Source organism: Corynebacterium sp. HMSC077G07 (assembly GCF_001809225.1).
In the GTDB taxonomy this organism is placed as follows: Bacteria; Actinomycetota; Actinomycetes; order Mycobacteriales; family Mycobacteriaceae; genus Corynebacterium; species Corynebacterium jeikeium_D.
Genome location: NZ_KV796533.1, coordinates 144240 through 167172 on the forward strand (window position 1 = coordinate 144240; position 22933 = coordinate 167172).

Sequence of the window (22933 nt, forward strand, 5' to 3'; positions counted from 1 at the left end):
TTCCTTCCGAGGCTTTTAAAGGAAGCTAATCCTCTAGACGCCGCCACGTGCAGAAGCGGTAGCGTAGGCCGGTCGTTGACGTCTGCCACGGGCCATCCTCGACACGAACCCAGTCGTAGAGGTCGGGAGCCATGACCGGTACCGGGACATTGACATCAGTATCAATGTCGGTGACCACGCATTCGTCGGCAAGCGAAAGTGCATCGCGATAGACACGTCCGCCCCCGATAATCCATGCTGCGGGCTCGTCGGCGACGGCTGCGAGTGCCGCTTCGAGGCTGGCTGCGGATTCAGCGCCGGGGAAATCGGACACGGAGCGCGAAAGGACGATGTTTCGACGACCCGGGAGTGGACGGAACTTGGGATTCAGCGAGTCCCACGTGCGACGCCCCATGATGACTGGTGCGCCCATCGTCGTTGTTTTGAAATGCTGAAGATCTTCAGGCAGATGCCAGGGCATAGTCGCGCCGTCGCCGATAATGCCGGCCCGAGACTGCGCCCAAATCATCCCTACAAACGGGGGCTTTGCGCTGGTGGAAGCGGTGGACTCGTTCATGTCGACACTCACCTTTCGCTGACTTAGACAGCCACCTGACCGCGAATCAGAGGATGCGGGTCGTAGCCGATGACCTCGATGTCCTCGTAAGCGTAGTCGAAAATGCTGTCGGCCTTCCGAAGCTTCAGCGTGGGGTAGGGGCGTGGCTCACGGGAGACCTGCAGTTCGCACTGTTCAATGTGGTTGTCGTAGATGTGGCAATCACCACCGGTCCAGATGAACTCACCAACGTCCAAGCCCGCCTGCTGCGCCATCATGTGCGTCAACAGTGCATAGGAAGCGATGTTAAATGGCACGCCCAGGAACATGTCCGCGCTGCGCTGGTAGAGCTGGCAGCTGAGCTTGCCATCTGCGACGTAGAACTGGAACAGCAGATGGCATGGCGGCAGCGCCATATTGGAAATCTCGGAGACATTCCATGCGCTGACGATGTTGCGGCGGCTATCCGGGTTGGACTTCAAAGTCTCCAGCGCCTGTGCAATCTGGTCGATGTGGTGCCCATCCGGAGTGGGCCAGGAGCGCCACTGCACGCCATAGACCGGGCCGAGGTCGCCGTTGTTGTCTGCCCACTCATCCCAAATAGTCACTCCGCGGTCCTGGAGCCACCGGACGTTCGAATCGCCGCGGAGGAACCACAGCAGCTCGTACACGATGGACTTCAGGTGCACCTTCTTAGTGGTGATCAGTGGGAAGCCCTCGTTCAGATCAAAGCGCAGCTGGCGGCCGAACACTGAGCGAGTGCCCGTGCCAGTGCGGTCTGATTTAGCTGCTCCGTCAGCGAGAATTTCGCGCAGCAAATCCTCGTACGGAGTCTGAATGCCCTGATGAGCCTGTGTTGTGATGTCAGTGGAGTCGGTCATAGCCGCCCTAGCTTACCTACTTCTGCTCTTGATTCTTGAATTCCTTCACCGCTGCCAGAATCTCCTCCGACAGGTCCGGTCGGCAGAACAGCATATCCGGCAGGAAAGTATCGACATTATTGTAGGTCGGCGCGGAGCCGTCTAGGCGGCTGACATGCAAACCGGCGGACTTAGCGACACCAACCGGCGCTGCCGAATCCCACTCGTACTGACCACCGTCGTGGATGTAGGCGTCGTAGTCACCGAGCAGTACGTGCATTGCCTTCGCACCAGCGGAGCCCATCTCTACCAGCTCCATGCCCAGCTTGTCAGCGACGTACTTTGCCACAGCCGGTGGGCGAGTACGCGATACGACAATCTTGCCCGCACGCGGCCCCTGGACAGCCTTGGCCTCACCCGTGTGGAAAACCTGGCCGTGATCCGGCAGACCAACAGCAGCGTGGGTCGGCTGACCGTCCTCTACCAGAGCGACATGAACTGCCCAGTCCTGGCGGCCCGAAGCGAACTCACGCGTGCCATCGAGTGGGTCAATAATCCACACCCGCTTTGAGTCCAGGCGCTCACGGTTATCCGCGGCTTCCTCCGACAGCAGTCCGTCGTCCGGACGGTGCTGCTCCAGTACGCGGGCAATCCACTCCTGTGCCAGTGCGTCGCCGGCATCTCCCAGAATGCGGCCACGCAGCAGGCCTACGTTGCGGACACCCTTGAGAATTTCACTGGCGCCCACGGCAAGTCGATAGGCAAGAACATCATCTTCAATGTAGGCAGACATGACTTAGATACTATTAGCTTTTTCCCAACCCCGCTTTGCGACGGGATGCCGCGCCCCATCCTCACCGCATCCGAGTGGCTCCATGGGCTTAATGCCTCACTTTGCGCAGGCGTTAGGTGAGCTGCGCTAACTCCAGATGCCGACTACGCATCCTGACTAGACTTAAGTGGCATGAAGACCTTGCTGAATATCATTTGGCTGTTGTTCGGTGGCCTGTGGCTTGCTTTGGGCTACATTTTCTTCGGCGTTCTTGCCTGTATTTTGATTGTCACAATTCCCGCTGGTGTGGCCTCGTTCCGCATGGCTTCTTATGCACTGTGGCCGTTCGGACGCTCCGTGGTGGAGCGTTCCGGACGGGGCGCGGTCGGTGCCGTTAGTGCCGGTGTGATGAATGTAATCTGGTTCCTCATCGCCGGTCTGTGGCTGGCCATCGGTCACATCATGACTGCGGCGGCGCAGGCTGTCACCATCGTTGGAATTCCACTGGCGGTGGCCAACGTCAAGATGATTCCGGTGACCTGCTTCCCATTCGGCAAGGACATTGTGAAGGGCTACCGTGTGGACGGCTACGCGGTGAAGATTTAGAGGGATACAAATAACAACAGCCCGCCCGCAGCGAGAATCAGTTCAAGCCGAGGGCGGACTGTTAGTTATCTAGGCCAGTTGGCCAGAAGACGTTAGCGCTTGTCGCGGTACCAGGTCAGCAGCGCATCGGTGGAGGCATCGCCCGAATCCGGTGCAACTTCACCGGTAACAGCAGGCAGTAGGTCGCCAGCCTGCTGCTTGCCCAGCTCGACGCCCCACTGGTCGAAGGAGTTCAGGCCCCAAACAATGCCCTCGACGAAGGTGATGTGCTCGTAGAGTGCAATCAGCGCACCGACAGCGTCCGGGGTCAGTTCCTCGGCCATGATGGTCGTGGTCGGACGGTTACCTGGCATGACCTTGTGCTCTACGAGTTCCTCGGCAACGCCCTCTGCGCGAATTTCTTCTGCGGTCTTACCGAAGGCCAGCACCTTGGTCTGTGCGAAGAAGTTACTCATCAGTAGGTCGTGCATAGAACCTTCGCCGGAAGCCGTCGGCAGATCCTGGCGTGGACGGGCAAAGCCGATGAAGTCAGCCGGAACTAGGCGAGTTCCCTGGTGAAGGAGCTGGAAGAAAGCGTGCTGGCCGTTCGTTCCCGGCTCACCCCAGAAGATTTCTCCGGTGTTGTAGTCCACCCTCTTGCCGTCGGTACGCACGGACTTACCGTTCGATTCCATGGTGAGCTGCTGAAGGTACGCCGGGAAGCGAGAGAGATCTTCAGAGTAGGGCAGCACGGCATGCGACTGAGCGTCGAGGAAGTTTGAGTACCAGACATTCAGCATGCCCATCAGTACCGGCACGTTCTGCTCCAGCGGAGCGTTGAGGAAGTGCTCATCCATTGCTCGGAAGCCCTGCAGGAAGCGCATGAAGTCCATCGGGCCAACGACTGCCATGATGGACAGGCCGATGGCGGAGTCGACGGAGTAGCGGCCGCCGACCCAGTCCCAGAAGCCAAACATGTTCTCAGTGTCGATGCCGAATTCGGCGACCTTTTCGGCATTCGTGGAAACGGCAACGAAGTGCTTGGCGACGGCTTCTTCGCTACCCAGTTGCTGGATAAGCCAGCGGCGAGCTGCGTGAGCGTTGGAGAGCGTCTCCTGCGTGGTGAAGGTCTTGGAAGCGACAATAAACAGCGTGGACTCCGGATCGACCTCATCCAGAACCGCCTGCAGGTCAGATGGGTCAACATTAGAGACAAAGCGGGCATCAATGCCGGCAGTGGCGTAGGTGCGCAGCGCCTTGGTCACCATTGCCGGGCCCAAGTCGGAGCCACCGATGCCGATGTTGACCACAGTCTTAATAGTGTGACCCGTGTATCCCAGCCAGTCTCCACTGCGGAGGCTGCGAGCGAAATCGCGCATGCGGCCGAGCACCTCATGCACGTCGGCAGCGACATCCTGGTCGCCGACGGTCAGATTTTCCTCTGCTGGCAGGCGCAGCGCTGTGTGCAGCACGGAGCGGTTTTCAGTGGTGTTGATCTTGTCACCGCGGAACATCTTCTCGCGTGCTTCTTCGATTCCAGCTGCACGAGCGAGCTCAACCAGCTCGGCAAAACCGTCGAGGCACATCAAGTTCTTGGAGAGGTCAACGTGGAGAGTGCCAGCATCGAAAGTCAGCTTCTCAGCGCGGCCTTCTTCAGTTGCGAAGAGCTCACGCAGCGAGGTGCCGCGGACGTTGTCCACGCGCTTAGCCAGCTGAGCCCACTGCTCGGTTCCAGTGATATCTACAGTCATTCCTGCTCCCAGGTAATTTTTGACGAAATGCACTTTATACATCCCCAGACTAGTTGCGTTTTGGCGCTCTCGCCGGGCGGCTGGATTCGACCAGGCGTGACCACAATCTGCCAGCAACTCGAGTCCGCAGTGCTCATGCGTCGCCCCATCCGCCACCTACGAGCCCCTAGCCCGCTTCAGCAAAGGCACCTACCCTGGAAAATATGACTGATTTCACTCCCGATTACGACAACATCCTCAAAGACGTCCCCACGGGTCTTCTCCTCGGCGGTGAGTTCCGTCCTGCGTCGAATGGCGAGACCTTCGACGTAATTAATCCCGCCACAGATAATCCGCTGGTCAAGGTCGCTTCTGCCACTGAAGAGGACGCGAAGCGGGCGCTTGACGACGCCGTCGCCGCCCAGAAGGAGTGGAAGGCAACCCCGCCCCGCAAGCGCAGCGAGATTCTTTACCGCGCATTTGAACTCATCCGTCGGGATGCAGATAAGTTGGCCCAGCTGCAGTCCCTGGAGATGGGCCGTGCGCTGCCGGATTCCAAGGCCGAGGTCGGCTACGGTGGCGAGTTTTTCCGTTGGTTCGCTGAGGAGGCTGTGCGTATCTCCGGCGATTACCGAATTTCTCCGAGCGGAACCTCGCGCGTCGCGGTGATTAAGCAGCCGGTCGGCCCGGTTTTGGCTATTACGCCGTGGAATTTCCCGCTGGCTATGGGGGCCCGCAAGATCGCCCCGGCACTCGCCGCCGGCTGCCCGGTCATTATTAAGCCCGCGTCCAAAACTCCGCTGACCATGCTCTACCTGGGCAAACTGCTTATCGAGGCCGGTGTCCCCGCAGGCGTGATCTCCGTGCTGCCAACAGGACACTCAGCCAACGTTTCGGCCCTGCTTTCCGATGACCGCCTGCGCAAGTTCACCTTCACCGGTTCCACCGAAGTTGGCCAGATGCTCGCTGCGAAGGCCGCGGAGACCTCGATGAAAGTCTCCCTTGAACTCGGCGGAAATGCTCCGTTTGTCATTCTCTCTGATGGCGATGTCGAAAAGGCTGTGCAGGCAGTCAGTGACGCCAAGCTCCGCAATGGCGGCCAGGTGTGCATCGCCCCGAATCGCTTTATTGTTCATGAAGCCAAGAAGGATGCGTTCGTCGAGGGCGTCGTCAAGCGTTTTGCGGAGCTGAAGTTGGGCGAGGGTACCGATCCGGCGACGGACCTTGGGCCACTCGCGCTGCGTGATCAACAGGAAAAGGTTCGTGATCTGGTTGACGATGCGGTCAAGCGCGGTGCGAAAGTAGAGTGCGGCGGCAAGATCCCAGATCTCGGCGGCGCGCTTTCCGACGGCTACTTCTTCGAGCCCACAGTTCTGACCGATGTGCCCGAGGATGCGGATATTGTCCGCGAAGAGATTTTCGGTCCGGTGGTTGCAGTGACAACCTTCACGGACGATGAGCACGCGATTGAGCAGGCAAATGACACGATCTTTGGTCTGGCGGCGTATGTGTTCAGTGAGAACCTGACCAAGGCACTTGGTGCGGCAGAGGCATTGGAGTCCGGCATGGTTGCGGTCAATAAGGGCTCGCTGTCGGACCCGTCGGCGCCGTTCGGTGGTGTCAAGCAGTCCGGTCTTGGCCGTGAGGGCGGCTTCACCGGTATCAATGAGTTCCTAGAGGAAAAGCTGATTTCCCTGGAAGGCTAGCAGGACAGGTAGCTGGCGAGGGTTAGCCCAGGCGACCGCGTCCCATGCGCAGCAGCGCCGACGCGATTGCCGGGCCCTCTGGGCCAAGTGCGTCGCGGAACTCGTTGATGATCTGCACCTCTCGGCCGTGCACGAGACGCGTGCCGCCAGATCCCAGGCGGGTTTTGCCGACGGCCTTACTGATTGCGGTGCGGCGTTGAATGGCATCGATAATCAGCCCGTCAAGGCGGTTGATTTCCTTGCGGTACTGTTCGATCTCCGCGGAGCTCAACGGGTCATCGGTACCGGTGGGGGTGCGGACTTCAAAAGGGGATACTGCCGCCGCCTGCTGGCTGTGCTCGGCGCCGTCGGTGTTGTCGGTGTGTGCGGCGCGAGTGTCCGCAGGGTTTTCGCTCATAGTTCTTATTGTGCCAAAGGATTCGAACAGTCCAATCCGGGGGCTCGGCTACTGTAGTAGCCATCATGGGAAATGAAACTGGAATGCTGTTCGGGTCCTTCAATGCTGACGATGGACGTAGTGGCGATAGCCATGCTGGTTCGAACCACGGTGAGGCGGGCGGTGCTACGCCTGGCCGTGGTGGGTTCGGCCACTTCGCCAGCGCTGGTAGCAATAGCGCACCGAGTGACGCTGCCAGCTTTGGCGGCGGTTTTGGCGGTGGCTTCGAGCCCAGTTTTGATTCAGAGTCGCTGCTAGAGGGGCTTAATCCGCAGCAGCGCCAAGCAGTGGAGCACATTGGTTCACCACTGTTGATTGTGGCTGGAGCGGGTTCAGGAAAGACATCTGTGCTGACGCGCAGGATTGCATACCTGATCGGTGCGCGTGGGGTCCTGCCAAGCCAAATTTTGGCTATTACCTTTACCAATAAGGCCGCAGCCGAGATGCGCGAGCGTGTGGCGGGACTGGTCGGTGACCAGGCGCGGCGTATGTGGGTGTCCACGTTCCACTCCATGTGTGTGCGCATACTGCGCATGCAGCATGCGCTAGTACCGGGGCTTAATTCCAATTTCTCTATTTATGATTCGGACGACTCCCGGCGTTTGCTGTCCATTATCGCTAAGGACATGGACCTAGATGCCAAGAAGTTCACCGGCCGCGTGCTCTCGTCGCGTATCTCCAATCTCAAGAATGAGTTGATTGACCCGGAGAAGGCCCTCGCGGACGCGTCGACGACGCGCAATCCTTTTGATGACGTCGTTGCACGGGTTTACCTGGAGTACCAGACCAGGCTACGGGCGGCTAATGCCGTGGACTTTGACGATCTAATCGGTGAGGTCGTTCGGATTTTCACCAATCACCCGCAGGTTGCAGAGTATTACCGTCGCCGTTTCCGGCATGTGTTGGTGGACGAATACCAGGACACCAACCATGCGCAGTATGTTTTGGTCTCGACGCTCGTCGGCAAGCCCGGTGGAGATGTGCCTCCGAGTGAGCTGTGTGTGGTGGGCGATTCGGACCAGTCCATTTATGCCTTCCGTGGTGCGACTATTCGCAATATTGAGGAGTTTGAGAAGGACTATCCGGAGGCCACGTCGATTCTGCTGGAGCAAAACTATCGCTCGACGCAGACGATTCTGTCGGCGGCCAATGCGTTGATTGCGCGCAATGAGAACCGCCGGGAGAAGAAGCTGTGGACCGATCTCGGTGAGGGCGGCAAGATCAAGGGCTACGTGGCGGACAATGAGCACGATGAGGCTCGGTTTATCGCTAACGAGATTGAGCAATTGGTCGACTACGGGCCGTACTCGTATTCAGATGTGGCGATTTTCTACCGCACCAATAATTCCTCCCGTGCGCTAGAGGATGTCTTCATTCGTATGGGCGTTCCGTACACGGTGGTTGGTGGCACCAGGTTCTATGAGCGTAAGGAAGTACGCGATATTGTCGCCTACCTGCGCGTTATTGAGAACTTCGACGATGATGTTTCGCTGCGTCGCATTATCAATACGCCGCGCCGCGGAATCGGTGACCGTGCGGTGGCTCATGTGTCGCTCTATGCCGAGGACGAGAGGTGCTCGTTCGGCACGGCGCTACGTGCCGTAGCGGAGGGTAAGGTTCCGGCGGTGGCGGCGCGGAGTCGAAACGCGATGGCGGCGTTCGTCGAGATGATTGATGGCTTGGCGGCGGATATGGCATCCGGTGAACTGGCCGATATCGGTGATTTGGTCAACGCGATTATTGATCGCAGTGGGTACAAGTCGGAGCTCGAGCGCTCCAATGATCCGCAAGATGCCACGCGCCTGGACAACCTCAATGAGCTCGTCAGCGTTGCGCGGGAGTTCTCTGCAGAGGCGCGGATGATGTCGTCGGTGGATATTAGCGCTGATGTAAATGAAGGCTCTGGCGCTGCAGCTGATGCTGAAAGCGGTGCTGATACTAGTGGCGAGTCCGAGGTGGAATCTGGAATCGCGAATGACCTCGCGCGTGATTTCGCGGCCGACTTCGACAACGATGGGGAAGCGGAACCGGGAAGTCTGCAGGCATTCCTCGAGCGAGTTTCTCTGGTGGCCGATGCGGATCAGATTCCGGATGATGACACCGGTGTAGTGACGTTGATGACGCTACATACGGCTAAGGGCCTGGAGTTTCCGGTGGTATTTCTCATTGGCTGGGAAGACGGACTGTTCCCGCACCTGCGCGCCCTGGGCGATCCGAAGGAGCTGGCTGAAGAGCGACGTCTGGCCTATGTGGGTATTACCCGAGCTCGCAAGCAGCTGTATCTCACGCGCGCTGTGACTCGGTCCTCGTGGGGTTCGCCGCAGAATAATCCGCCTTCACGTTTCCTGGGGGAAGTCCCAAGCGACCTGATCGATTGGCTGCGCGAGGCTCCGGCTCGCAGCTGGGGCGCCGGTTCTGGTGGTTTTGGTTCTGGTGGCTACGGCGCGGGCAGCGCGTTTGGTCGTGGCCATGGTGCCTCGTCGGGCTTCGGTTCCAGCTCGGGCTTCGGCTCTGGTGGATCCTCTAACTCTGGTGCGTCATCCCGAAAGAAGAATCAGGTCTTGCACCTAGAGCCCGGTGACAAGGTTGTTCACGACAAGTACGGCTTAGGCACTGTGCTTGAGGTCCAAGGGGCCGCGCCCCGGGCAACTGCGATGATTGACTTTGGATCCGCAGGTAAGGTCCGCATGATGCTTATCGGCGGCGTGCCCATGGAGAAGTTGTAAAAGAACAACCACCGCCCGACTGGCCGTCCCTACCCGCGGCCGTGCACGTGCCACTATCGCGTGGAGGCTACTTAGGCTTCTTCGCTGTCACCCAGCAGTTGATGGTGGCATCTTGTACTTCGGTGCCGTTGGCATCGGTCAGCACGATGTGGACGGGAAAATCTACCCCACCAGTCTCCGGTGTGATGGTGGAGAAGTCCGGCAACTCAGCCTTGGCCACAGCCGTCAGGCCACCAACGGAGATGCGCTTGTAGTTCGTCGTCATGCCCTTTGGAACCCAGCGATGCGTTGTCGGTACGCTGGCCTCACAGAGCATGCCCATCGCGAATTCAGCGAGGTTACACGCAGCAATCGCATGCACGGACTTAATGTGATTACGCACGCCCCACCAAGCGGGCATGCGCGCTACCGCCAGTCCAGGCTGCATCGTCTCTAGCTTGGGACAGATTGTGCGGAAATATGGCGCCGTCAATGCGGCGGTTAAGGAAAATAGACGCTTGCCGACGACTGGAGTCGCAGCCAACTTCTTCCACATGCGGAATGTTTGAGTCTCTGCCATGTGTCAAGAGTAAAGCCCCAGTACCGGCGGCGATGCCGGTTTCTGAAAAATTTAATCAGGGGAGGCTTGCAGCCGCGGTCAAACAGGGGCCGGTGCACAGGTAGGGCCTTCGCAGAGCGGCCAGGCTTGCTCGTACCTGTGCCGATACCTGATTAGTTCAGGTTCAGACCACGCTGGATGAACCAGGTCACCGGGTCGACCGGAGTGGTGCCATCCGGGTGGATCTCGAAGTGGAGGTGCGTACCGGTGGAGAAGCCGCGGTTGCCCATACCGGCGATGACCTGACCAGCTCGGACAGCTTCTCCGACAGCAACGTAGATGGACTCGATGTGGCCGTAGACGGAAACAGAGCCGTCGTCATGGCGAACGCGAATCCACTGGCCGTAGCCCTGAGCCGGGCCTGCATCGATAACAGTGCCGTCCATGACGGACATGATTGGGGTGTTGGTGACGTTAGCCAGGTCGACACCGTAGTGGAAGGTTCCCCAGCGTGAGCCGAACGGTGAGGTCAGCAGCCCCACGGTCGGGATGGAGAGTTTCGGAGCGCGGGCAGCCTGGTCGCGAGCAACGCGCTCCTGGTTGTACTGCAACGCCGTAGCGAGGTGGTCGCTGAGGTTAGTGCTCGGATTGAAGGAGCTGGAGGCCAGCACCATCGGAGCGTTGTTCTTCGGCTGAGCAGCGCGGGTCTGAGTCGAAGCTGAGTTCTCCGGAGCCTTATTCTCGGTCTCAGCTGCGTGGGCGACCGCGTTGGAGGAAGCGATCGTCGATGCGGACAGTGCGACCAGTGCTGCGCGAGAAGTTGCGGAAACCTCTACCTTGCGGTGCTTTCCGCCTCCGCGACGAGCATTGAAAAACGTCACTTCAATCTCCCTGCCAACGAAACTCTTTGTAACCCAACTGTTATCTAACTTCTGCGATAATAACGGTTCGATATAGGGCAAGCAACTTGTTTTTAGAGAACTTGTTCGCTGATTCGTCAGTTTCAGTTCAATAGGGCCGTGCTGTGGCCGTGGGGCTGTTGTCTTGTATCACGGATCCGGTGAAGCGCAACCGGTGTGTTGCCAGGGGATTTATGGCGGATGCCCCTTAATCGAGGGGCTGGGTAGGGGGATCGGCAAGTAGTTTCCGGGTGAACTAAGGGTGTGGTCGCGGGGGTGGCAAAAAGTAACCCATCGGCGTTGACAAATGGAAACCAAAGGTGAAGCCACTTTGGGGGGGGAGGGGGCAAAAGGAGATCGGACTCAACGGATACCGTCCGTCCTGGGATCCGTACCTTCAAATTAGACTCTGCAATGCCTAAACAAAGAGGCGTTGTATGTATGGCACTATATGGCCATGGCTGTGACGCACCCTTGCGTGGCACCCTATCTATATAGGTGGGCAATCAGCTGTCAATGATTAGACGCGGGAAGGACGATGTCACTGTGAAAGGCGCGGATTCGCGGAGAGGTTCCTCCGGTAGCGATCGAAATCGGCGAAGCCGCACCGGTGCCGGTGGCAGCGGCGGGGGTTCCCGTAGCGTCCGCAGCGAGCGCACTGCCCGCGCATGGCAGAATACGCAGGCCGGTCAGACTGGCGGTGCGCGCAGCGTCGGTGCCGACAGCAATCGAGCCGCCACGACGAAGATGAAAGCGGGGGGCTCCGGAACGTCGTCACGCAAGGGGCGTCCCTCGGGGTTCCGTCGTTTCATTAACTCGCCTCGTACACGCCGGTTTGGGCTGTCTGTTGCCGGTTCTTACGGCGTCGTATTGCTGTTCATCATCTCGGTAGCTCTGATTGGCGTCATCGTCAGTGGCGCTGGAATGTCTCCGCTTCCAGCGAGTATCGCGTCGATGTGGATGATCTTTAACCTCGCGCCGTTCCGTTTTAACGGCACGACGCTGGGGCTCACACCAGCACTGCCCGCGGTGCTGATGGTGTTGTTCATCGCCTGGCGTGTACGCCGCGAAGTCGCTGACCGCATCAGCATCAAGGATGTCCGCGCGTTGGTCGGCGCGTATCTGGGCACGCCCATTGTTCTCACCATCATCGCGTGGCTCATGCTTTACGACGCGTCGAAGGTGTTTCCCCGCGTTCAGACCCCTAGTTTCGGCCTTGCGATTGCAGCCGCGCTGCTTGTAAATCTCGTGGCCTTGGTGCTGGGAATGGGGCAGCGGTTGCTGCGTGCACTACTGCTGCGCCGGAAGCTGCCGGAGTGGTTGCTCGGGTCGGCCCGTCTGGCGGGCAGCTACGTGGCATGGCTGTGGCTGGCCGGTGTTGTGGTGACACTCGTTTCGCTGATTTGGCATCGAGAGTTGCTGGCAGAGACATTTGCAATCACGGATACCGTCGGTGAAAGTGTTGCGGTCAGCGGCCTCTCGCTGCTGTACCTGCCAAATGTGGCCTTCGGTGCTGTCGGTGTGCTGGTGGGCGGAAAATCGACGTTTGGGCCAGCGGAGGCTGGGCTGTTCGCAGTGCACCCGGCTCAGCTGCCACCGCTGCCGATTTTGGCTGCCATGCCTCAGTCGCTGGTGCACTGGGCTTTCGGAGTGCTGATTGTGCTACCGCCAGCCGTTGCGGCTTGGCGCGTCGTGGCATTCCTGAAGAAATCTGCACCGAAGCAGCCCTACCTGGTCGTCGTTCTCGCTGCCGTGTGGTCGATCATCTTCCTCATGGGGCTGGCTTGGCTGCTCGGCGGTGAGGTTGGCATCTTTGGGTGGGCCGGTGCCTCCTGGTGGCTGACTGGACTGCTCGGCTCGATGTGGCTGGTTGTTCCGGGGGCCATCGTGGTTGTTGCGATGACCGGTGTGCCGTCACTTGGTAGGGACAAGGGAGTCTCGGAAGTGGCCGCCGAGAAGTTCCCGCCGAAGCCTGCGGGAGATGGAAACGGTCATGCTGAGGCTGAGGATGCCGGCGACGCCGATAAGTCCGACAATGACGGGAGCGGTTCGGAGGAGTCGGAGGAGATTGTCGACGGGGAAGTCGTAGCGACCTCCGAAGATGAAGCGACCTCCGAAGACGAAGCCGAGTCCGACACAGAGGAGGAATCAGAGTCCGGTGCTGAGTCTGAAGACACTTCAGAAGACGCTGAGGAATCGGACGACTCTGAAGAGGATTCAGAAAGCGCCGCAGGCGGAGAAGCATCGGGCGAAGTAGATGCGACCGACGAGGACGAATCCGATGAGGACACCGAAGACTCGGAGGAAGGCGGCGACGGGGAACCGTCGTCAAGCCAAAAGAGCTAAGCCAACTTAGGGGGAGCGGAATTTGGGGTCTCTGCCGGGCTGGGTAAGCTAAACGCCGTGACTGAAGCACAGCCCGTCGCAGAAATTTCGCACAATAATTCCTCCAGCAAGCAGCTCCGCATCGTAGTCCTGGCCTCTGGCCTGGGCTCCCTTTTGCAGTCGATGCTGGAACTGCTGGACGCTGAAAAGGTTCAGATTGTCGCGGTTGGTTCGGACAAGGATTGTCCGGCGCTGGAGAGGGCTCAAAACCTCAATATCCCAACTTTTCGGGTGCCTTTCGATGCTGAGGCAAAGAAGGACCGAGAAGGTTGGGATATTCGTGTTTTAGAGGCCGTGAACAGTTTTTCGCCGGATATCGTTGTCTCGGCGGGTTTCATGCGCATTCTGGGGCCATCATTTGTGGAGGCCTACAGCAATCGCATCATTAATACGCACCCAGCGCTGCTGCCGTCCTTCCCAGGGGCGCGTGCGGTACCGGATGCACTTGACTACGGGGTGAAGGTCACCGGCACGACCGTGCATATCGTTGATAATGGAGTGGACACCGGGCCGATTCTGGCGCAACAGCCAGTGGCCGTCGAGGACGACGACACGGTGGAGACCCTGCACGAACGAATCAAGGTTGTCGAACGCCGACTCCTGGTTGATGTATTGCACTCGATTGCCGATCACGGAATTGAGCGTGACGGACGAAAGGCTTATCTGAAATGACCAACGACAACACGCAGCGTAAACCGATCAAGCGCGCTCTGATTAGCGTCTACGACAAGACTGGGCTCGAGGAGCTGGCTCGCGACCTGCACGAGGCTGGCGTGGAAATCGTTTCCACCGGTTCCACGGCTGGCAAGATTGCTGCAGCTGGCGTGCCTGTGACCCCGGTTGAGGATCTCACTGGTTTCCCGGAGTGCCTCGAGGGCCGCGTGAAGACGCTGCACCCGCGTGTTCACGCCGGCATTCTGGCTGATACCCGCAAGGAAGACCACCTGGCTCAGCTGAAGGAGCTCGGTGTGGAGGCTTTCCAGCTCGTTGTCGTTAACCTGTACCCGTTCCGGGAGACCGTTGCCTCGGGCGCTTCCTACGACGAATGCGTGGAGCAGATCGACATTGGAGGCCCGTCGATGGTTCGCGCTGCGGCGAAGAACCACCCGTCGGTTGCCATCGTCGTCGACCCGGCTCGTTACGGCGATGTCGCTACCGCCGTGAAGGAAGGCGGCTTCACCCTCGAGCAGCGCCGTGAGTTCGCTCGCGACGCATTCCTGCACACCGCTGATTACGACGCAGCTGTGTCCAACTGGTTTGTTGAGCAGCTCGGTGGCGCTGAGGGATCCACTCCGACTCCGCTGCGCTACGGCGAGAACTCTCACCAGTCGGCAACTCTGACCCGCATTGGTACCAAGGGGCTGGCAAACGCCAAGCAGCTGAACGGCAAGGAGATGTCGTACAACAACTACCAGGATGCCGACGCCGCATGGCGTGCCGCCTGGGATCACGAGCGCCCGTGTGTGGCAATCATCAAGCACGCTAACCCGTGCGGCATCGCAGTCTCGGATGAGTCCATCGCCGCAGCTCACCGCGCAGCTCACGCATGTGACCCGATGTCCGCATTCGGCGGTGTCATTGCCGTCAACCGCGAGGTCTCCGTTGAGATGGCCGAACAGGTCAAGGACATCTTCACCGAGGTCATCGTCGCTCCGTCCTACGAAGACGGTGCCGTTGAGGTGCTGAAGGCCAAGAAGAATCTGCGTATTCTCGTCGCCGAGTACGAAGCACCGACCACCGAGAACAAGTTTATCTCGGGTGGTCTGCTCACCCAGGATCCGGATACTTACCAGGCAGAGGGTGATAAGCCGGAGAACTGGGAGCTGGCCACCGGCGAGGCATTGAATGCTGAAGAGCTGGCTGAGCTCGAGTTTGCATGGCGCTCCGTCCGCGCTGTGAAGTCCAACGCCATCCTGCTGTCCAAGAACAACGCCACCGTCGGCGTCGGCATGGGCCAGGTCAACCGCGTGGACTCCGCAAAGCTCGCCGTTGAGCGCGCAAATACGCTTGCCGACGGAGAAAACCGTACTCAGGGGGCCTACGCTGCGTCCGATGCCTTCTTCCCGTTCGCTGACGGTCTGCAGGTCCTGATTGATGCCGGTGTGAAGGCAGTTGTCCAGCCAGGTGGTTCCATCCGTGACGAAGAGGTCATAGCTGCTGCCAAGGAAGCTGGCGTCACCATGTACATGACAGGTACTCGTCACTTCTTCCACTAATTCCTTACTGGATTAGGGGCTAACCGCCGCGGTGCTAACTGTCACCTCGGCGGTTTTTCTCTACCCGGACGTGTGGGGACCTGTGGGCGAGGATGTGTGTCTGTTGTCGAGCCGTGGTCTATGTGAACACACGCTGAGGGCAGGCGCTGGTGATAATTATGCAGACGAAATGGCTCCAATGCGTTTAACATAAGGGCTTATGTCACGTAGAACCGAAGCGCGACGGCGTCGAGAAGCAGAGATTCTCTCCGCTGCTGCTGCGATCCTGGCCGACCGAGGGTTTCATCAGACTCGGTTGGAGGATGTTGGCTCCGCTGTCGGCATTTCTGGCCCAGCTCTTTACCGTTACTTCAGCGGCAAGGAAGAGCTGTTGGCGCAGATCCTCATCGATATTTCTATCCGACTTGTCGATGGTGCGCGAGCAGTTCTCGATCGAGCAAAGAGCAATGATTGGGAGCCAGAGGAGACTCTTCGGGGCCTCCTTGCGCATCACGTGCATTTTGCAGTCACGGAGCCCGATCGCATTCGTGTCCAAGAGCGCGAAGGGGGAAATCTGGCGCCAGAGCAGAGCGCAAAAGTGCGTTCCTTGCAGCGTCTTTACATGGTCTTATGGGTGGACGCTCTGCGTGAACTACAGCCCGAACTCACCTCCGACGAGGCGCAGCTTAAAGTCCAGCTCACCGCTGGGTTGATTAACTCTTCCAGGCATGTGCTCAAATGGGCGGGCCCCGAGGCGACAAGGGAAAATGCCTTTGAGATGGCCCTCGCTGCGCTGGGCATTAACAACCAATAATCCGTATTCATTCTTCTGCCGTCTGGCCTCACTGTGCTCAGCAGTGTGAGGTCAGGCGGCTTTGTTGTGCGGTGCAGGGCGCTCACATTCAGTTGAATTCACCCCCGAAACAGATTTCTAGGGGAAACATAAATCTCTATTGGAAACATGTTGCGACCTCGGGGAGAGGTGTGTATTTCAAGCTGCATAAAAGACTTCCGGGGGTGAAAGTGTGGTCTAAGAAACAAAATTTGTTGTGAGGTGACTGGGGTCACATTAATCTTTTCGTCAAGAAAGTTAATAGTCATTAACGGAAAGTATTTCGCCCATGACTCACGCTCCAGCATTGACCAACCGACAGCGCCACGAAGAGCTCGTCGCAGAGCTCAAAGAGCTGCTTAGCACAACAGCACGCGGTGGTTCCGAACGTGCCCGTGCTCGCCATATTTCCCGCGGTAAGCTGCTGCCACGTCAGCGCATCAACCAACTGCTTGACCCCGGCAGCCCTTTCCTTGAGGTCGCACCGCTAGCGGCCCACGAAATGTATGGCGGCAAGGTTCCGGCTGCTGGCGTCATCGCCGGCATTGGCATCATCGAAGGTCGTCGCTGCCTGGTTGTAGCCAATGACGCAACCGTTTCCGGCGGAACGTACTACCCGTTGACTGTCAAGAAGCACCTGCGCGCACAGGAGATTGCCAGCCTTAACCACTTGCCGTGCATTTACCTGGTCGACTCCGGCGGGGCCATGCTTCTCAACCAGGATGAAGTTTTCCCTGATCGCGATCATTTCGGTCGCATTTTCTACAACCAGGCCAACCTTTCCGCTCGCGGGATTCCGCAGATTGCCGCCGTGATGGGATCCTGTACCGCCGGTGGCGCCTATGTGCCGGCGATGAGCGATGAAGCGGTCATTGTGAAAAACCAGGGCACCATCTTCCTGGCAGGCCCGCCACTGGTTAAGGCTGCAACTGGTGAAGATGTCACACCAGAGGAACTCGGTGGCGGCGAACTGCACTCCAAGACCTCCGGCGTTACTGACCACCTCGCGGTTAACGATGCCGACGCACTGCGTCGTGTCCGCGATATCGTCGCAACGCTCCCCAAGGACCCGGAAGTTCCGTGGGACACAGAATCCACCGTCTCGCCGACTCGCAACCAGACCGATCTTTACGATGTCGTCCCCGTCGATGCCAAAGTGCCTTACGACGTTCACGAGGTTATTGAAATTATTGTGGATGGAGGTCAATACCAGGAGTTTAAGGCCGAATTTGGTACGACCCTGGTCACTGCTTTCGCCCGCATCCACGGCCACCGCGTCGGCATTATCGCCAACAACGGCATTCTCTTCGCGGAATCTGCGCAGAAGGGCGCGCACTTCATCGAGCTGTGTGATCAGCGCGGCATCCCACTGGTATTCCTGCAGAACACCACGGGCTTCATGGTTGGTCGCGAATACGAGGCCGGCGGTATCGCAAAGCACGGCGCCAAGATGGTCAACGCCGTGGCTACCACCCGCGTGCCCAAGTTCACCGTAGTCATCGGTGGTGCCTTCGGCGCCGGCAACTACTCCATGTGCGGTCGCGCATATTCGCCGCGCTTCCTCTGGATGTGGCCGAATGCTCGCATTTCCGTCATGGGCGGTCCACAGGCGGCGATGACGCTGTCGACGGTTCGTCGCAACCAGATTGAACGCTCAGGTGAGAGCTGGTCGCAGGAAGAGCAGGAGGAGTTTGAAGCTCCGATCCGCGAGCAGTTTGAGCGCCAGTCGCACTGCTATTACTCATCGGCTCGCCTGTGGGATGACGGTGTCATCGATCCCGCAGATACCCGCCGAATTCTTGGCATGGCCCTCGATGTGGCAAGTGGCGCGCCCCTGGATGAACAGGGCTTCGGCGTCTTCCGCATGTAGTAACCAGCTAAAAACTCTCGACACCGCATTTTCTGGAAAGGAAACACAGGGCACATGACAGCGCACAACACGCAGCCCCACGCAGCTGGCGGCAGCCTGAGTACCGTATTGGTCGCAAACCGCGGGGAGATTGCCTGCCGCATTATTCGAACCCTTCGTGACAACGGAATTCGCTCCGTCGCGGTCTACTCGGATGCCGATGCCGACGCCCCTCACGTCCGCATGGCGGATATGGCCATCCACATTGGCCCATCTCCGGCACGTGAGTCCTACCTGGTTATCGACAAGATTATCGATGCCGCTCGCCGCTGCGACGCAGACGGAATCCACCCCGGTTACGGCTTTCTGTCTGAAAACGCAGACTTCGCGACCGCCTGTGAGGAAGCAGGTATTGAATTCATTGGCCCACCGGCCAGTGCCATCAACACCATGGGTGACAAAATCTCCGCCCGCGCTGCCGTCGAAGCCCGCGATGTTCCCACCGTGCCGGGTCTGTCTCGCCCCGGGCTTAGCGACGAGGACCTCATTGAGGCAGCCCCATCGATTGGCTTTCCGGTACTGATTAAGCCGTCGGCAGGCGGTGGCGGCAAGGGGATGCACCGCGTGGAAAACGCTGCTGACCTGCCGGCTGCGCTCGCGACGGCCCGTCGTGAAGCGGCGGGTGCCTTCGGCGATGACTCCCTGTTCATCGAGCACTTCGTCGACACCCCGCGGCATATCGAGGTGCAGATTCTCGCAGATAAACACGGCAATGTAATCCACTTGGGCGAGCGTGAGTGCTCGCTGCAGCGACGCCATCAGAAGGTCATCGAGGAAGCACCGAGCCCTCTGCTGGATGAGGAAACGCGCAGCGCAATTGGTGAAGCGGCCTGTGACGCGGCCCGCTCGGTCGGCTACGTCGGCGCGGGCACGGTGGAGTTCATTGTGCCGGCGAAGGACCCGTCGTCGTTCTTCTTCATGGAGATGAATACGCGCCTGCAGGTTGAGCACCCCGTGACTGAGCAGGTCACCGGCCTGGATCTGGTGGCGCTGCAGGTTGACATTGCCTCGGGACGCCCACTGCCGGTTGCTCAGGAAGATGTAACTCTCACCGGTCACTCGATTGAAGCTCGCGTGTATGCCGAAGACCCGGCGGCGGGATTCCTGCCCACCGGTGGCACGGTCACACGTGTCGTCGAGCCGAGCGGGGCGGGAATCCGGGTGGATTCCGGCATTGTCGACGGTTCCGAGGTCTCATCTCTCTATGACCCGATGTTGATGAAGATCATCTCCCATGGGGAAAACCGTGAGCAGGCGCTCGAGCGGTTGGACCGAGCGCTCGGAGACACCGTTGTCGCAGGTGTCGGAGTCAATATCGACTTTTGTCGCTACCTGCTGAACGTCCCCGAGGTTCGCGCCGGCGATCTTGATACCGGTCTGCTCGACCGCGTGGCGGAAGGCTTCGCCACCTCCGAAACACCGGACGATGTCTACCTCGCCGCTGCGATGGACTGGCTGACTTCCCGCTTTGAAGAGGCCACCGACTCGCCGTGGCTGACCCCGGACGGCTGGCGCGCCAGTACCCCTGCCGCGCAGCGCATCCGCTTCGGAACGGGGGAGGACTCGCGTCTGATCTCGATTGTGGGCACGCCGTCGAGCGCCGACGTCATCGTTGGTGATGTGGTCGCGGGCCTGTCCGCCGAGGCGGAGAACGAAGAGATCGACGTTCCAGAACCGCGAAACTACAAGGTTTCGGTCTACCGCGACGGGGAGCGCTTGCGCATCGTCCGCGACGGTGTCGCACAGCACTTCCTGGTCGAGACCATCGACAATGCGGGGGCAGCGAACCATGAAGAATACGTCGTCACCGGTGCTCACGGCACCTGGGTGCTGCCTCGCACCGAGGTAGTCACCACCGGAGCCGAAGCCGATGCCGGAGGCTCGGGAGTCATCCAAGCTCCGATGCCCGGCGCGATTATCGCGCTGGCGGTGGAGGAGGGAGCCCGCGTGGAAGCTGGTGAGGCTCTGTTGGTCATGGAGGCCATGAAGATGGAGCACACTCTCACTGCCGAAATTGCAGGTGAGGTTAGCTTCACCGTCGCGCCGGGCGATCAGGTCGCCGGTGACCAGCAGCTGGCCGTCATCACCGTGGCCGAAGCCGAGGAATAAAAACCCACACAAAACGCACCAATCAGGTCCCACACCAATCAGGTCCCACACTTACAAAATCTTTAAGGAGCACTCATCATGTCCGAAAGCACCAAGATTGCAACCGCCATCCTCGACGACGAATACGTGGAACTGCAGAAAGTAGTTCGCGAATTTGCCAACGAAGTTGTCGATCCGGTTTCCGCCGAGCATGACCGCAACCACACCTTCCCGTACGAGATTGTCTCGCAGATGGGAGAAATGGGCCTGTTCGGTCTGCCATTCCCTGAGGAAGTCGGTGGCATGGGCGGTGACTACCTGTCCTTCGGTATCGCCCTGGAGGAGCTAGCTAAAGTCGATCAGTCGGTCGCTATCACCCTGGAAGCTGGCGTTGGTTTGGGAGCCATGCCAATCTTCCATTTCGGCAATGACAAGCAGAAGGAGACCTACCTGCCCGAGCTGACTGCTGGTAAGAAGCTCGCTGGCTTTGGTCTCACCGAGCCGGATGCAGGCTCCGACGCCGGCGCCACCCGCACCACAGCCCGTGAAGACGGCGATGATTTCGTCATCAACGGCGCCAAGCAGTTCATCACCAACTCCGGCACGGATATTACTTCGCTGGTTACTGTCACCGCAGTCACCGGCCAGAAGGAAGATGGCAAGAAGGAGATTTCTACCATCATCGTGCCGAGTGGCACGGAGGGCTTTGTCGCGGAACCGGCTTACGACAAGGTCGGTTGGAATGCCTCCGACACCCACCCACTGACCTTCACCGATGTTCGCGTCCCGCAGGAGAACCTGCTGGGCACCCGTGGTCGCGGCTTCGCTAACTTCCTGTCCATCTTGGCCGAGGGGCGTGTCGCAATCGCAGCGCTTGCCACCGGTGCTGCGCAGGGTTGTGTTGATGAGTCGGTCCGCCACGCCAAGGAGCGCCACTCCATGGGCCGTGCGATTGGTGAGTACCAGGCCGTTTCCTTCAAGATCGCACGAATGGAAGCGCGTGCGCATGCCGCACGTATGGCGTGGTACGACGCAGCCGCAAAGATGGCCGCGGGCGCAGAGTTCCGTCGTGAAGCGTACATCGCCAAGATGATTGCCTCGGAGGCTGCGATGGACAACGCGCGCGACGCGACGCAGATTTTCGGCGGCTACGGGTTCATGAACGAGTACCGCGTGGCACGCCACTACCGCGACTCCAAGATCCTGGAGATCGGCGAGGGCACCACAGAAGTGCAGCTCATGCTGATCGCGCGCGGATTGGGGCTGTAAAAATGGCTGACAACAACGCAACCGAAGTCACCCACGACGTCGTCCAGCGCGGACTGTGGTTCGAAGAGTACGAGGTTGGCGCGCGTTACCTGCACCGTCCGGGGCGAACCGTCACTGAAACCGATGACGTCCTCTTCACGACGCTGACCATGAACACCCAGCCACTGCATCTGGATGCGCACTGGTCGAGCCAGCAGCCGGGATTCGGAGGCGAGCGCCTGGTCAATTCGATGTGGACGCTGTCGACGGTTGTCGGGCTGTCTGTCGGGCAGCTGACGCTCGGCACCATCGTCGCCAACCTCGGCTTCACCGAAGTGGCGTTTCCCGCACCGATGTTCCACGGCGACACCCTGTACGCAGAGACCGTCTGCCGTAACAAGCGCCTGTCCAAGTCCCGCCCCAACCAGGGCATCGTCGAGCTCGAGCACATCGGACGCAACCAGGACGGCACCGTCGTCTGCCGCGCAGTCCGTTCCACGCTCGTCCAATGCGCACCGACTTCGCTTGACGACGGCTCCGAGAACGCAGCTTCAGCGGGGAAGTGAGTGGCTCATGTCTACGCATAACTCCTGGCAGCCGCTGGGCCCTGCAATTCTGTTTGCGCCGGCCGATCGGCCAGAGCGATTCGGCAAAGCTGCTGACCGCGCCGACATGGTGATTCTGGATCTGGAGGACGGCTGTCGCGCAGAAAACCGTGAGGCTGCCCGCGAGGCTATCGTCTCCTGTGACCTCGATCCGGCCCGCACCATTGTGCGTGTCAATCCACCGGAGGTTGAGGACTACGCAGCGGATATTGACATGCTGCGTGGCACCGCTTTCCGCCAGGTGATGCTGCCCAAGGCGTCCTCGGCGCAGCAAGTGGATGAGTTGGTAGCGGCACTGGGGGAGAAGACCCAGGTCATTGCCCTTATCGAAACTCCGCTTGGGGTCATGCGCGCCGAAGAGCTGGCGCAGGCCGATGGCGTCGTTGCGCTGTTCTGGGGCGCAGAGGACCTGGTGGCGGGCTTGGCGGGAACGTCATCACGCTTTAGCGAAGCAGAGGCTGCACTCGCGCCGGGCCGTATCTATGCGGGCAGCTACCGCAGTGTGGCGGTACATACCCGCAGCCACGTTCACCTGGCGGCAGCGGCGCACGGTAAGGCCAGTCTGGATTCCATCTACGTCAATATCTCCGACGCGGATGGGCTAGCTGCGGAGGCAGCCGATGCCGCTGCGTTGGGATTCGCTGCCACCGTCTGTATTCACCCAGGTCAGGTCCCGACAATCCGCCAGGCTTATCGCCCTAGCGACGAGGAGATTGACTGGGCGCGTCGGCTCTTGGCGGAAGCGGAAAAGAACACCGGTGCCTTCAGTTTTGACGGCCAGATGGTGGATGCGCCGCTCTTCCGTCAAGCAGAAGCCATTGCTCGGCGAGCCGCTGTAACCGGTTAGTCCCACAGCCGGTAACTACCACTGATTTATCCCCCCC

19 protein-coding genes are annotated in these 22933 nt (G+C 59.6%); 12 read left to right on the top strand and 7 right to left on the bottom strand.

The window, feature by feature from the left end; all coding sequences use genetic code 11:
• Window positions 1–25 precede the first annotated feature (25 nt).
• Genes HMPREF2562_RS05375 through HMPREF2562_RS05385 form a run of 3 tightly spaced genes read right to left on the bottom strand, consistent with a single transcriptional unit; the run spans window position 26 to window position 2188 of the window.
• Window positions 26–556: a dihydrofolate reductase gene (locus tag HMPREF2562_RS05375; protein ID WP_070545717.1), complete on the bottom strand. Its 531-nt coding sequence runs from the start codon at window positions 554–556 to the stop codon at window positions 26–28.
• Window positions 557–579: 23 nt separating this feature from the next.
• Window positions 580–1416, bottom strand: coding sequence for a thymidylate synthase (locus HMPREF2562_RS05380; RefSeq protein ID WP_070545720.1), 837 nt, complete (start codon window positions 1414–1416; stop codon window positions 580–582).
• Between the two features lie 16 nt (window positions 1417–1432).
• Window positions 1433–2188 (bottom strand): 3'(2'),5'-bisphosphate nucleotidase CysQ, encoded by a 756-nt coding sequence (locus tag HMPREF2562_RS05385; RefSeq protein ID WP_038627816.1) that lies wholly within the window; start codon window positions 2186–2188, stop codon window positions 1433–1435.
• Window positions 2189–2359: 171 nt separating this feature from the next.
• Here HMPREF2562_RS05385 and HMPREF2562_RS05390 point away from each other — a divergent pair, with 171 nt between their 5' ends.
• Window positions 2360–2773: a YccF domain-containing protein gene (locus tag HMPREF2562_RS05390; protein ID WP_049171975.1), complete on the top strand. Its 414-nt coding sequence runs from the start codon at window positions 2360–2362 to the stop codon at window positions 2771–2773.
• Between the two features lie 92 nt (window positions 2774–2865).
• Here HMPREF2562_RS05390 and pgi read toward each other — a convergent pair whose 3' ends face one another.
• The gene (gene pgi, locus HMPREF2562_RS05395) at window positions 2866–4503 is read right to left on the bottom strand and encodes a glucose-6-phosphate isomerase (RefSeq protein WP_070549730.1); all 1638 of its coding nucleotides are present in this window, start codon (window positions 4501–4503) and stop codon (window positions 2866–2868) included.
• 203 nt (window positions 4504–4706) lie between these two features.
• Between pgi and HMPREF2562_RS05400 the strand changes: the two genes are divergently transcribed.
• Entirely contained in the window at window positions 4707–6188 is a 1482-nt protein-coding gene (locus tag HMPREF2562_RS05400; protein ID WP_070549731.1) for an NAD-dependent succinate-semialdehyde dehydrogenase, read from the top strand.
• A 22-nt stretch (window positions 6189–6210) separates the two neighbouring features.
• Here the strand turns inward: HMPREF2562_RS05400 and HMPREF2562_RS05405 are convergent, their stop codons facing one another.
• Window positions 6211–6585, bottom strand: a complete 375-nt coding sequence (locus HMPREF2562_RS05405; RefSeq protein WP_049171980.1) for a chorismate mutase — start codon at window positions 6583–6585, stop codon at window positions 6211–6213.
• Between the two features lie 65 nt (window positions 6586–6650).
• Between HMPREF2562_RS05405 and HMPREF2562_RS05410 the strand changes: the two genes are divergently transcribed.
• A complete protein-coding gene (locus HMPREF2562_RS05410; RefSeq protein WP_016422162.1) occupies window positions 6651–9350 on the top strand; it encodes a UvrD-helicase domain-containing protein in 2700 nt (899 codons plus the stop codon).
• 67 nt (window positions 9351–9417) lie between these two features.
• Here the strand turns inward: HMPREF2562_RS05410 and HMPREF2562_RS05415 are convergent, their stop codons facing one another.
• Window positions 9418–9909, bottom strand: a complete 492-nt coding sequence (locus HMPREF2562_RS05415) for a hotdog fold domain-containing protein (protein ID WP_038627827.1) — start codon at window positions 9907–9909, stop codon at window positions 9418–9420.
• A gap of 152 nt (window positions 9910–10061) precedes the next feature.
• Entirely contained in the window at window positions 10062–10769 is a 708-nt protein-coding gene (locus HMPREF2562_RS05420; protein WP_016422164.1) for a M23 family metallopeptidase, read from the bottom strand.
• Window positions 10770–11303: 534 nt separating this feature from the next.
• On the opposite strand from HMPREF2562_RS05420, the gene HMPREF2562_RS05425 reads away from it, so the two are divergent.
• From HMPREF2562_RS05425 to HMPREF2562_RS05465, 9 genes are all read left to right on the top strand, one after another.
• Window positions 11304–13133: a cell division protein PerM gene (locus tag HMPREF2562_RS05425; protein ID WP_016422165.1), complete on the top strand. Its 1830-nt coding sequence runs from the start codon at window positions 11304–11306 to the stop codon at window positions 13131–13133.
• A gap of 57 nt (window positions 13134–13190) precedes the next feature.
• Window positions 13191–13844, top strand: a complete 654-nt coding sequence (gene purN, locus HMPREF2562_RS05430; RefSeq protein ID WP_016422166.1) for a phosphoribosylglycinamide formyltransferase — start codon at window positions 13191–13193, stop codon at window positions 13842–13844.
• A complete protein-coding gene (purH, locus tag HMPREF2562_RS05435; protein WP_016422167.1) occupies window positions 13841–15388 on the top strand; it encodes a bifunctional phosphoribosylaminoimidazolecarboxamide formyltransferase/IMP cyclohydrolase in 1548 nt (515 codons plus the stop codon). Before purN ends, purH begins: the two co-directional genes overlap by 4 nt.
• A 199-nt stretch (window positions 15389–15587) precedes the next feature.
• On the top strand, window positions 15588–16181 hold the full coding sequence (locus HMPREF2562_RS05440; RefSeq protein ID WP_016422168.1) for a TetR/AcrR family transcriptional regulator: 594 nt from the start codon (window positions 15588–15590) through the stop codon (window positions 16179–16181).
• 307 nt (window positions 16182–16488) lie between these two features.
• Entirely contained in the window at window positions 16489–18069 is a 1581-nt protein-coding gene (locus tag HMPREF2562_RS05445; protein WP_049172754.1) for a carboxyl transferase domain-containing protein, read from the top strand.
• Window positions 18070–18123: 54 nt separating this feature from the next.
• Complete coding sequence (locus HMPREF2562_RS05450; RefSeq protein ID WP_070549732.1) at window positions 18124–20217, top strand: acetyl-CoA carboxylase biotin carboxylase subunit; 2094 nt, start codon at window positions 18124–18126, stop codon at window positions 20215–20217.
• Between the two features lie 78 nt (window positions 20218–20295).
• Complete coding sequence (locus HMPREF2562_RS05455; RefSeq protein WP_048731615.1) at window positions 20296–21465, top strand: acyl-CoA dehydrogenase family protein; 1170 nt, start codon at window positions 20296–20298, stop codon at window positions 21463–21465.
• A gap of 2 nt (window positions 21466–21467) precedes the next feature.
• Window positions 21468–22010: a MaoC family dehydratase gene (locus HMPREF2562_RS05460; protein WP_069359443.1), complete on the top strand. Its 543-nt coding sequence runs from the start codon at window positions 21468–21470 to the stop codon at window positions 22008–22010.
• Between the two features lie 7 nt (window positions 22011–22017).
• Window positions 22018–22896, top strand: a complete 879-nt coding sequence (locus tag HMPREF2562_RS05465) for an HpcH/HpaI aldolase/citrate lyase family protein (RefSeq protein ID WP_070549733.1) — start codon at window positions 22018–22020, stop codon at window positions 22894–22896.
• Window positions 22897–22933 lie beyond the last annotated feature (37 nt).